The 12,102-nt window shown below is 39.4% G+C and carries 6 protein-coding genes; 2 read left to right on the plus strand and 4 right to left on the minus strand.

The window, feature by feature from the left end; all coding sequences use genetic code 11:
- Positions 1-82 precede the first annotated feature (82 nt).
- Positions 83-3,169: a diguanylate cyclase gene (locus AC0UA9_RS05575; RefSeq protein WP_475658090.1), complete on the plus strand. Its 3,087-nt coding sequence runs from the start codon at positions 83-85 to the stop codon at positions 3,167-3,169.
- Here the strand turns inward: AC0UA9_RS05575 and AC0UA9_RS05580 are convergent.
- From AC0UA9_RS05580 to AC0UA9_RS05590, 3 genes are all read right to left on the minus strand, one after another.
- Entirely contained in the window at positions 3,166-6,531 is a 3,366-nt protein-coding gene (locus tag AC0UA9_RS05580; protein WP_475658093.1) for a DEAD/DEAH box helicase, read from the minus strand. The two genes, AC0UA9_RS05575 and AC0UA9_RS05580, sit on opposite strands and share 4 nt — an antisense overlap.
- 210 nt (positions 6,532-6,741) lie before the next feature.
- Positions 6,742-7,605 (minus strand): YicC/YloC family endoribonuclease, encoded by an 864-nt coding sequence (locus tag AC0UA9_RS05585; protein WP_475658095.1) that lies wholly within the window; start codon positions 7,603-7,605, stop codon positions 6,742-6,744.
- Positions 7,606-7,757: 152 nt separating this feature from the next.
- Positions 7,758-8,687, minus strand: coding sequence for a LysR family transcriptional regulator (locus AC0UA9_RS05590; RefSeq protein ID WP_475658098.1), 930 nt, complete (start codon positions 8,685-8,687; stop codon positions 7,758-7,760).
- Between the two features lie 139 nt (positions 8,688-8,826).
- Here AC0UA9_RS05590 and ppc point away from each other — a divergent pair, with 139 nt between their 5' ends.
- Complete coding sequence (gene ppc / locus AC0UA9_RS05595) at positions 8,827-11,388, plus strand: phosphoenolpyruvate carboxylase (RefSeq protein WP_475658100.1); 2,562 nt, start codon at positions 8,827-8,829, stop codon at positions 11,386-11,388.
- Between the two features lie 148 nt (positions 11,389-11,536).
- Here the strand turns inward: ppc and AC0UA9_RS05600 are convergent, their stop codons facing one another.
- Positions 11,537-12,067 (minus strand): DUF6436 domain-containing protein, encoded by a 531-nt coding sequence (locus AC0UA9_RS05600; RefSeq protein WP_475658105.1) that lies wholly within the window; start codon positions 12,065-12,067, stop codon positions 11,537-11,539.
- Positions 12,068-12,102: the final 35 nt, after the last annotated feature.

A 12,102-nucleotide genomic window follows, 5' to 3' on the forward strand; every position in this document is an offset into this window, starting at 1 on the left:
AATACACTAGAATGTGTTTTTTATATGCTGTTTAAACGCCTTACTGTAATTAGGCCTTTAACATAGATAGGATATCTGTTAATTGCTGTATCAACGCTGGTGCTATTATTTTATCTTCTTTACCGGTCTGCTTATTTCAGGCCGTGCTTATAGCCACATACAGTCTTCAGAGCTTATGAATGAATACTCTGTTGACATGCTTACCGAAGAAGATGGTTTTGTTGCCTCAGAAATATATTCAATTATTCAAGATAAGCAAGGCTTACTTTGGTTTGGCACTGGTGAAAATGGGGTCATGCGTTACGACGGGCGCAATGTAACACTTTTTGACTTTAACAGCCTTAATACGAATGGCTTATCACATAATGACGCTGGCAATTTAATGCTAGATCACCAAGGCAGAATATGGATTGGCACTTGGGGTGGCGGCGCAAATATCTACGAACCTAAAACAGGCCAATTTCAACACTTTGCCCATGACCCAATGCACCCTGAGTCGCTTTCATCCAACCGCATACAAACATTGTTTCACGACCAAGAAGGCACTATATGGTTAGGCTCGTACGCAGACGGGCTAAATAAATACCTTGGAAACTCTCGTTTTGAACGTATTCAACACATTAACGGCGACAACACTAGTTTGTCGCATAATAGAATTTGGGATATTGAAAACAAAGATAAAAATAAGCTCTGGATCGCCACCAGTTTCGGGCTAAACTTGTACGACAAACAACAACAAACATTTTCTCACTTTTTTCCAGCACCTGACAACCACAGCCCTACAGGCGCTAACGAAATAAGAAACATCCTAAAAACATCGGCCGGTCAACTTTACATTGGCACACAAGTCGGTGCTTACAATTTTAACGCAAACACTGGCGTTTTTACACCGTTACCAACATCAACAGGTGATTACTTAGGCCAAGTAAACTCAATGATTGAAGATCACTCAGGCCATGTTTGGATTGTTTCAAGTAAAGGTCTATTTCGACAAACCAATACTGGTGGCCAACTGGAGCAATTTAAACTTGAGTACAGTCATGGGTTAAGAGTTATTTTTGAAGACAGCGCTAACACACTATGGGTAACTAGCGAAACTCACGGTATATATAAAATAGTGCCGCACCGTAAATTCAAATCTATTAACAGCGCAGTGCTAACTGCGCCCAATGCCATCACTGTAGACAATCAAGGTAACTTATTAATAGCCACTTCCTTATCTAAACTCTATAAATGGCACATTTCCTCAAAAAAACTAGAGCAATTATCTGAGCCTTTATTTACTCCTGAAAATGGTTATAGCCCAGATAGGTTATTAGAAATGCCGATACTGTATCTAGACGATAAAAATAACCTTTGGGTTGCCCAATATGATGGTTTAGCTAAATTCAACTTAGCAACGCAACAAGTAGCGTTACTTAAATACGCACCCTCAGAGAAAAACGATAACACCTTCAACGAGTTTAGAGAGTTACGTGCACTTAATATGGATCAACACGGTATTCTTTGGATTGGCACCTATAAAAGTGGTATCTACCAATATAATCCATTCACGCGCAGCTTTAGCCATTTAAAGGAATCAACTGGGTTATCTCATCCAGAAATATTTGAGATATTCAAAGATAGCGATAATAATATTTGGGTAGGTACTGGCGACGGTTTAAACCTATGGGATGAGAGTAACCAGCACTTTACCGTATTCAAAAGCCTTAAAAACCAAGAGGGTGAATTACTCGGAAAAAACATTCAAGATATTCATCAGTCACGTGACGGAAAACTGTGGATTGCCACCCAAAATGGGCTCTATTTGTACCAACCTACTAGCCGTAGTTTTCAACATTTTGGCAGAAAAAATGGTTTGCCAACGTCGTTAATTCGTGCCATTTCTGATGACGCTGAAGGTTACTTATGGCTAACAACCAACAAGGGGATTTCTAAACTAAACCCTATTTCAGGTGAGGTCACCAACTTTGACCATTACAATGGTTTATTAGGCTTAAACTATTACCCCAACAGCCTAACAAGAGGTAAAAATGAAACCTTTTTTGCAAGCAGCCAACGTGGTATAGAATATTTTAACACCACTGATGCCATAACACATCAAAGGCAATTTAATATTGTGTTAACCGGTTTTAATAAAATGGGCAAGGCTGTAGCACTCCCAACACCTTATTCTTATGTGACCGATATCGAGTTATCATACCTTGATTACTTTTTTTCATTTGAATTTTCAGTCTTAGATTTTATCTCCCCTAATAAAAACTTATATGCCTACAAATTAGAAGGCTACGATGATAACTGGATTAATATCGGTAACCGTAATGTTGCCTCTTTTACCAGCCTAGCCGGTGGCAAATATAAGTTCTTAGTAAAAGCAACCAACAGCAGTGGCGAATGGGGCGATAAAGTCCTGTCAATTAATTTAACGATTTCTCAACCTCCTTGGCAAACATGGTGGGCCTATACTTTATATGCACTGCTTGTCATGCTGATTATTAGTGTAGTAATTTATTTTCGAACGCGTTTTCAGCAGCGACAAATTGATAGACAAGAGCAATTTGTTTTAGCACTAGAAGAGCAAGTCCTTGAAAAGACATCTTCTTTAAATAAAAAAGCACAGGATTTAATTGCTGCCAATAAAAAGCTAGCAGTATTAACCTACCAAGATGGTTTAACTGGCTTATATAATCGTCGTTATTTTGATACTAGGTTGGCAGAAGAAGTTAAGCGTCATTTTCGTCAGAAACAGCCCTTATCACTTATTATTGCGGACATCGACCACTTTAAACACTTTAATGATTTTTATGGTCACCAAGAAGGTGATAACTGCCTTAAAAAAGTGGCGGAGTGCATTAACACCACTATTAGCCGTACTAGCGATGCAAATTGTCGTTATGGTGGTGAAGAGTTCGCCATTATTTTGCCTAACACTTCACAAGCTGATTCAACCATACTGGCTGAGCGCTTATGTGTTGCTGTAGAGCAGATGAGAATCCCTCATAAAAAGTCACAAACAAGCGCTTATGTTACCTTAACGATAGGTGTGGTGACCATTCCGCCCACCCAAGAAGTTACCACTGATGCGATTATATTAAGTGCTGATCAAGCGTTATACATAGGTAAATCTAATGGAAGAAACAGTGTTACACGCACTGGCGCTTCAAACTAACTTAACGGCGCCAGCAGTGAGGTTAAAATATCGTCCGTTAAACTCAGCTTATTATCACTGACTTCTTCCGACAACAATGCTTTTGCTAAGGCTGCCTTGTTTTGCTGAATTTTCTGAATTTTTTCTTCAATTGAGTTTTCAATAATATATTTGTACACAAAAACCGGTTTGTCTTGCCCTATACGGTAAGCTCTGTCTGTCGCCTGGTTTTCTACTGCGGGGTTCCACCAAGGATCAAAGTGTATTACTGTGTCGGCCGCCGTTAAGTTCAAGCCAACACCGCCAGCGCGTAAACTAATTAAAAACACTGGCACTTCACCTGCCTGAAATTTATCAACCATTTCTTGCCTGTTTGTAGTAGCACCTGTTAACTTAACAAAACCAATGTCTGCTTTGCCAAGCTCCTCTTCGATTAACGCCAACATACTGGTAAACTGCGAAAATATAAGTATTTTACGCCCTTCCTCGATTTGCTCTGGTAATGTTTCCATTAAATAATCAAGCTTGGCGGATTGATTAACCTTTTTCGCGCCGGCAAGGGACAACAGTTGCGGGTGATTACACACTTGCCTCAACTTTAATAACGCATCTAACACTTCAATTTGACTACGTTTTAAGCCTTTATCAGCAATAATGTCTTTTAAACGACTGTCCATAGCTAAGCGAACTGACTCATACAGCTCCGCTTGTTTGCCCTCAATACGTAAGGTTTGAATAATTTCAGTTTTCGGCGGTAACTCAGTTGCTATTTTATCTTTGGTTCTACGTAAGATAAAAGGTTTAATACGTTGATTAAGTAACTGCTTCCGCTCTTCTTCTCCGTGTTTCTCTATTGGGGTTCTAAACAATTTTGTAAACTGCTTTTGCCCGCCTAAAAAGCCAGGTAATAGAAAGTTAAATTGCGCCCAAAATTCACCTAAATGGTTCTCCATTGGCGTACCGGTTAAGCATAACTTATGCTGCGCTTTAAGTAACATAAACGCTTGATACAATTTAGTTTTGGTATTTTTTATATAATGGGCTTCGTCAAGAATAAGGTAGTAAAACTGTTGTTCACAATAATGTTCTAAATCTTTAGTGATTAAGGCATAACTGGTAATAATTATATCAACCGGCTTTTCCGCCCTTTCAGCGCCTTCAAGGCAACCAAAATGCTGTTTACGTTTAGTGCCATGTAAAACCTGATAGGATAATTGCGGTGTAAATTTTTCTATTTCATTTGCCCAATTAAAAATAACACTTGTAGGCGCTACAATTAACACGGGTTTTGTCATTCGCCCTTGTTGCTTTTCAATCAGTAAATGCGCCAAGGTTTGAATGGTTTTTCCTAAGCCCATATCGTCAGCCAAAATACCGTTTAACTGGTACTCTCGTAAAAACTGCAACCAATTTAGCCCCTGTTGCTGATAAGCCCTTAAAGTTGCCTTTAAACCTGCTGGCACAGCGACCGTTGTAACTTCTTGAAAATTTTGCAGCTTATCAGCCAGTGCTCTTAACTTGCTCGTACCTGTGGTTACCATGCCTTGGTCATCTAGCATAGATAAGGTTTGATGACCTTGAAAGCGTGATAACTGCATTGTACCGTCTTTATTTAAAGCATTTGGCATAAACAATTCTATAAATTGCTTTAAAATGGGCTCAACGCTTTTATAGCGCAATGCAATAAATTCACCTTTGTCTAAGTCAACATAAATAGGTGCGTCGGGAGGTATTGGTTGCTCTGCTTGGGCAGTACTTTCACTGCCTGCTTCGTTATCGTCAAGCGCATCTTGGGTTATCTTGTCTCTATTAAAAAGTGCTGAACGTGGGAGTTGCTCTATCGCCCCAAGCAAAATAGGAAACGCGGGCATTTTTTTACCATCAATGGTTAAATTCAGCCCCAAGGAAAAGAAATCATGATCGTCCGTTTCAATAATTTCAGCATCAAATACACTGTCAGTACTGAGCGCTTTATAATAAAAGTTGTCAGCAAAGCTAGTATGCCAACCCATTTCTTCTAGTTTTGCTAGCTCCTGATCTAAAAAGCGATGCCAAAAATGACGACCTTGCAGCAACATTAAAAACTCTGCTGGTTTTTCTTTGGGTAAAAAACCTTGGTGTGTATAAGCTCTGCGCTTTGGTTGCACACTAAATTTTAAAGCCGTTAGTGTATCTATCACGCTTTGTTCAAACGCTAAATCTCGATACAGCTTTATTGTGTTATCACTATCGCTAACGGTTAAGTTTTGAGCTGTCACCGTAGCGCCTTCATTGTGAGGGTTAACAAAATTACCCTGATAAGAAAAGCTAACCCTCACATAGCCTGCTTGGGGGTCGTTTCGAATAGGCGTCGAAAAATGTAAATGCACTTCGGGCTTGGTTAAGTCTTGAGAAAACTCTGTTTTGGGCTTAGGCAAGCGCTGTACTGCTTCACCTAACGACATTGACAGTTTATTCAGTACCCAAGGCAGTTTATCTTCTTCAAAAATAGGGGAATTAAGTAAATCTGCTTCAAAATCACACTGGGTATTAGTAATAACTTCCCCAAAACAGTTTTTTTCGTCATCGAAATAACACAAAGGTTGGGCTTTAATAATAGTAACACTGCTAGAGGGCTTTTCTAAAGCCAACTGTAAGGTATGTAAATTATTATCTAGTGCTAACCACTGCCAGTTGGCTTTTAATGGTTCACCTAATGTAAGAGGCTCATCTAAATCATAATTAATGTGCCAAAAGCAGCGGTTTGTCTTAATAATGCGTTCAAATAAATCAAAGTACTTAACGTCATCACTATATTGATTAGTGCGCATCAGCTCAGTAAGCACAGCAACATCTTCATTAGTGGCATAAGCACTATTAATTAACGACGTTGTAGAGTACTCACTCACCAGTGATTTACTCCAACCACCGCTTTTTTTCGGGCGAGTTGACTTAACCTCTAACGTTAAATAATCATCTTCATTATGGCTTTTCGGTTTTAAAAAATAAATTAGTGCCTTTTGTTGGCTATTAGGTTGATATCGGCTTGGTTGCGCTTGAAAACGGTTAACCCATTTTTCAATCACTTTTTCTGAAGAGGCAATACTATTTTTATCAAAGTGTTGCTCTATGAAGCACTGCGCCAAAGCTGAGCCATGTTTACAACCACGCCCTATGTAGCAATCACAATAACTGGTAATAGCGCCCGATTTGCTATTAAAAACTAAGCGCGTTAAGTAACTATTTTGGCGAGAACGCTCACTATAAACAACACCACGAATGGTTTCCCCGTCAAGGGCGCAAGTTTTAACACCTTTATTTTGCAATATCCTTGTACCTTTTTTCCACTCGTTCAGGGTGAAATTTTGTTCAAGTAACTCAGGTGTAAATGTATTGTTGCTCATAAATATGTATTATTAACTCTTTGGCTCAGTCACGCTGCTAGCAGCGTACATTGGAATGCTCTCTAACTATATTCTTTAACAAAGTGCAACTTTGCCTATGAAATATACTAAGAATGTAAACCAGTAATGTTAGCACTAAAGCCTTAAGATCATCTAGTAGAACCATGACCCTATCTGTTGTTTTATTTTCACTACAATAAAAGTGGTATTTTATTCAATGTTCGCTATCTGCTCGCGCATTTGTTCAATTAATACCTTTAATTCAACCGCGCTGGCAGTAATGTCGGTATTAATAGATTTAGAGCCTAGCGTGTTCGCTTCACGGTTAAACTCTTGCATCATAAAGTCTAGCCGACGCCCTTGTGCTCCCCCTTTTTTTAATATTTTTTGGGTTTCACTGACATGGCTTCTTAGGCGGTCGATCTCTTCAGCCACGTCCATTTTTTGCGCCAGCAACACCAACTCTTGCTCAACACGGGTTGAGTCTAAGTCTATGTCAGCGTCGGTGAACTTTTCAATAATGCGATTGCGTTGCCACGCTATAATTTCTGGCATGTAGCTTTGTACTTTATTGGCTTCAGTTGTTATGGCGCTTAAGCGTTGTTCAATCATCGCTTTGAGATTCTCGCCTTCACTGGCACGGGCAGTAATAAAATCTGTTAGAGCTTGGTCAAAGGCGGTAAGTAATTCAGCCTGAATAGCAGACATGTCGGCTTCTGGCGCTTCCATAACACCTGGCCAGCGCATCACTTCAAGTGGGTTTACTTGGCTATTTAATGTCTGGTTGTTAATCCAATTGGCGTGTTCAATGAGTTGCAGCGCTAATTTTTCATTGAGGGCCAGCTCGCTTTTACTGTCGATATTGGCATTAAAACGTAAGTTACACTCTACTTTACCGCGGTTAAGTTGCTTACGAAAGCGGTCACGCAATACCGGCTCTATGCCCCGAAATTGTTCAGGTAAACGAAAATAGGTTTCTAAAAAACGTTGGTTAACTGAACGTATTTCCCACACTGCGCTTCCCCAATCTCCTTTTACCTCTACGCGCGAAAAAGCAGTCATGCTGTAAATCATAGTTAACCCTTGTGTCTAGTCGTATGTTAATAAATAATACTAAATTATGCCTGAGCTTGTTTCATCTAGCTAGCATTGTGCGAACTTTACAGCCTATTTTAATGCCAAAAAAAATAGCACCTACCCCTGTTTAGTAACTTATCACTAGCCACCTAACAACCTTGCTCTTGTGAGTATTTTAACAATACTGCTTTCCCTTCTTCTTGCATAAAGTCATAAAAAAGCTTTGCCAGTGTTGACTGTTTACGTACATTATTTTGCACTAAGTACCAAGTACTTTGAATGGGGAAACCTGTTACATTAAGCGTAACTAATCCTGGTTTAAAAATATAATCTAAAGTATGTTGGCTCAAAATTGCTAAGCCTAAATCAGCTATCACCGCCTGTTTAATGGCTTCGCTACTTTCAATGGTCATCTTTTCTTTAAAGGTTATTTTGTGTTGACGGCAAAATTTATCAATTGACGTGCGCGTACCCGAGCCTAACTCACGCATAATAAAAGGATAGTGCGCCAACCTCGTTAAGCTAATTGAAGTCTTACGGGTAAGTTCATGATTTTCGGGCGCTACCACAACTAACGGGTTGTCTAAAAACGGCTCTGCACTAATATTTTTATCCGCTGGGTAATCACTGAGTACATAAAGGTCATCTTTATTTTCTTTCAGATTAGCAAGTACCTGCGCTCTGTTACCTATGTTGAGCTCTATATCAATTAATGGGTATTTTTTACAAAAAGAACCTAACAGTAGCGGTAAAAAGTATTTAGCGGTAGACACCACATTCAGTTTTAATTTACCTGATTTAACACCTTTAATATCATCTAGCTTTGTTGACAAGGTATTTAACGTGGTAAATATGTCATTCGATGCTGATAATACCGCCTTACCTGCTTCGGTTAACTTCACTTTTTTACCATAAACATGATAAAGCGACACATTAAAAAGCCCACTGAGCTTTTTAAGTTGTATTGACACCGACGGTTGGGAAATAAACAGCTTTTCTGCCACTAACGAAATACTTTTGTACTCTGCAAGTGCCTGCAATATTTGTAATTGTCGTAATGTCGGCGTTCTATTATGCACGATATAGCCTTTTATCTATACTTACTACATTAATTATATCTTTTTAATTGTTTTTTGTCTTGTTTATGATGAGTCTCATGACTGGAACTGGTGAATAATTGATTCACTCACATGCTATTGCAATAATTAAGAGGACTTTATGTTAGAACCTATTCATCAAAATGTACGCGATTTAGGAACTTTATTAGGGAAAACTATTGCCGCGGATCAAGGCGAGCAATGGTTACAAAGAATAGAAGCTGTCCGCTTAGAAGGTAAAGAAATAGCTGCTGGTGATGCCGCTGCTATAACAGCACTACAAGAAAAATTTGCGCGCAGTGATGAAAAGGACTTGCTTATTTACGCTAGAGCTTTTAGCCAATTTTTAAACTTGATCAATGTGGCTGAACAACAATATACAACCAGTGAGGAAGGATTAAACGAGTTAGATTTAGCTCATCCACTGGAAGATTTAAAAACACATATCACGAATGTTAGCCCTGAAGTGATCACTGCGGCGCTAAAAAAACTAAAAATTGAGCTTGTATTAACCGCGCACCCAACAGAAGTTAATCGCCGCGCTTTTATTCATAAATATAACAGCATTGGCCAAGCATTAGACACCCCCAATAGCGCCCTATCTCCCCGTGTAGAAGAACTGATTGAGCAAGCCTGGCACACAGATGAAATTCGCCAGCAACGTCCAACACCGTTAGATGAATCACGATGGGGTTTAAATAGTATTTCAGATAACTTTTGGTATGCCATTCCTCAGTTTATGCGCGAACTAGATGATTTCTCTGCTAATGTTACTGGCAAACCTTTACCTGAAGAATACACTCCAATCACCATGGCAAGTTGGATGGCTGGTGACCGTGACGGTAACCCTTTTGTTACCGCAGAGTTAAGTAGAAAAGCTTTAATCAATGCGCGTTTAACCGCATGTCAATTATATTTACGTGATTTTGAAACACTCTATTTAGAGCTGTCTATGTCTAAGGCAACGACTCAGTTAACCCAGCATAGTAAAAACTTACGTCGCCCTTATCGTCAACATTTAGCCCCTGTCATTGACTTATTGAAGCGCTCTATAGAACAGTTAAAAGAAGGCGCTACAGGCAATATACTTGCAAGCTCTGAACAATTACTTTTACCACTGCAAAATTGTCGTAATAGCCTGCTAGCCGTTGGTTTAACCCATGTTGCTAACTCGTTAGTACTGGATTTAATTCGCAAGGTGAACAGTTTTGGGATTTCACTCGTTAAACTTGATATCAGACAACACAGTGAACGGCACGATAGCGCAATAGCTGAAATAACAACGCGATTAAGTTTAGGCACTTATACCGACTGGAATGAAGATAAAAGACAAGAATTTTTATTAACTGAACTGAATAACCCTCGCCCGTTGTTACCCAAAAATGCTTGGTCAGCAGACACGCAAGAGGTGCTTGACACTTTTGCCCTCATTGCTGAACAGCCAGCTGAATTATTTGGTATTTATATTATTTCAATGGCAAGTAAAGTGAGCGATGTTTTAGCGGTTAAATTATTACTTAAAGAATCTGGAGTGCAATGGAATATGCCCATAGCTCCCTTATTTGAAACACTAGATGATTTAAACAACGCGCCCAAGGTGATGGCTGAACTTCTCAGCATTGAAAGCTACCGCAAAACTTGTGATCAACAACACAATGTTATGATTGGTTATAGTGATTCCTCTAAAGATGCTGGTGTACTTGCAGCGACGTGGGGGCAATATAAAAGCCAAGAACAATTGGTGGAAGTATTTGCTGAAAAAAACATTGAGCTGAAGTTATTTCATGGCCGAGGCGGAACAATTGGCCGTGGCGGTGGCCCAGCACACGCGGCTATTGCGTCACAACCCCCCGGTACATTAGACGGTGGATTACGTGTGACAGAGCAAGGCGAAACAATTCGTCATAAGTTTGGTACGCCCAACTTAGCCAACCGTAGTTTACATTTATACACGGCGGCTATTTTAGAGTGCTTAATAAACCCACCGCCAGTGCCAACACAAACATGGCGCGATATTATGGAAAGCATGTCTGACGAAAGCTGTAACACTTATCGGCAATATGTTGAAGGCAATGAGGAATTTGTAAAATATTTCCGTCAAGCCACACCAGAGCCAGAGCTTTCTTCACTCCCGTTAGGGTCACGCCCGAGTAAGCGTAAATCAGACGGTGGAATTGAATCATTACGTGCTATTCCATGGATTTTTGCTTGGGCGCAAAACCGCTTAGTGGTTCCGGCATGGCTTGGCTTAGGCAGTGCAATTAAAACAGCTTACACAGGTAATGAACCATTAATTAAAGAAATGTTACAACAATGGCCTTATTTTCGATCTCGTATTTCCTTAACTGAAATGGTGTACTTAAAAGCAGATAAAGAAATATCTGCACTGTACGATGAAACGTTGGTGGAAGACTCACTCAAGGTGATGGGTGATGAACTACGTACGCAGCTTGTTCAAGATAAAAAAACTGTTTTAGATATTCTAGAGCAAAAAGAAGCCTTGGAAAATGACCCTTGGAATTTCAATTCTTTTGAGCTGCGTCGTCCTTATTTAGCGCCCTTACATTTACTGCAAATTGAAGCGCTTAAACGTTTACGTGCACAACCTGAACACCCAGATAACGAACAGGTATTAATGGTTACCATGGCTGGCATCGCTACGGGGATGCGTAATACGGGCTAAATTATTCAAAGTGTTGAACAAGTAATAAAGGGCTGCAATGCCCTTTATTATTGCGTGTGAAAACTGTTGTACTGTTTCATACATTAACACTCACGTATAAACTCTTTGTTTCACCAGAGCGGGTTATCTATTGCTTTTTCATCTGAGTTCACAGGTTGCAATAACAGCCTTTGGTGTTATTAATGATTAAATTAGCATTAAATCCTTTACTATAGTTTTGTAACACTATATCAACTACCGAATTCTCTACAGCGCATTCAATTCCTTCGGCATACGGGCCTAAATAAATTAACTCTCCTACTTCATCAAGCACTAAAATTGCTGGCGTTGAAGGAATGATAGTATTATTAGCTTTAGACAGTGTTATATTTTTTATTGCAAAATTATTTTCTCTAGCTTTTTGATTAATAATTTTTTTATGAGGATCACTAGCGCTAGTGCAAGAACAGTTCTCGCTAGTGAAATGTATAATAGTACTGCTAAATTGCTCATTGTCTAATGCTAAACCTGCTTGTATTGCTTTCATAATTACCTGAGGGTCGTGCGCTAGCTTTTGCTGAGGATCAAACGCTACTAAGGCATCATAAAGAAAATATTTAGCCGCAATAACAGTAAAAGCCAACCAAAGCGTAAAGACGATATAATGGTACCGCCCTGCTTTATCGCTTGCTCTAGCCACCGTATTGCTCACACAAAACTATAATGAAAATAACC

The sequence above is a fragment of the Colwellia sp. F1 genome (assembly GCF_056238625.1).